The organism is Vibrio sp. 1978 (assembly GCF_033344345.1).
Window position 1 is genome coordinate 1 of sequence record NZ_JAWPOP010000672.1, and the last position, 616, is coordinate 616.

The following is a 616-nucleotide window of genomic DNA, read 5'->3' on the forward strand; positions in this document are numbered from 1 at the left end:
GCAAAGAAGATCTTGCTAAACAGAGATTTGTACTTCCATCCAAGAGACAACAGTCGTTTTGCTAAGCTTTTGTTTTCAATGATAGCGACTTCAACGCCTTGGTAATGATATGGATGGCTTTTAATGTAGTCGATAAATGCAGTAAGCACACCTTGCCCGCGAACGGAGGGCGAAAAGTTGACTGCAACAATGGAAAAGCGCTGACTGCCTACAGGGCAACGGACAAAGCAGTGTCCAAGCGGATGAGTGATGGTCTCGGAAAACTCAGGAAACGCGCGAGACTCTAGATCTTGAGAGAGCGCGTCGTATTGCTGACATAAATGATAAAAAAGTTGTTTCGCTTCGCTGTTCATATCGGTGCCACTTACTTTTAATTTGGTTTCAATGCATTGATTTCACAAATATTGTAACCATAGTCAGCAAGACAAAACGCGGTGAACTTTTACAGTGGTGATTTCCTATTTTGAAAACAGATTAGTTACGAGTGAAGTCGTTCGCCTTATAAGTGGAGTGGTGGAGTAGTGAAATAATGGAGTGAGGTTTTTTAGATGAGCGAAAGGATGTTTGGATTGCACAAAGTTTACGGAAGTGAATGAACAGAAAAAGGCAAACCGTT

The 616-nt window shown here is 41.9% G+C and carries 1 protein-coding gene; it reads right to left on the reverse strand.

What is annotated here, in order from left to right:
• Positions 1 to 353: hypothetical protein (locus R8N49_RS28465; RefSeq protein WP_318190613.1), on the reverse strand; the 353-nt coding region annotated here is incomplete at its 3' end.
• Between the last annotated feature and the right edge of the window lie 263 nt (positions 354 to 616).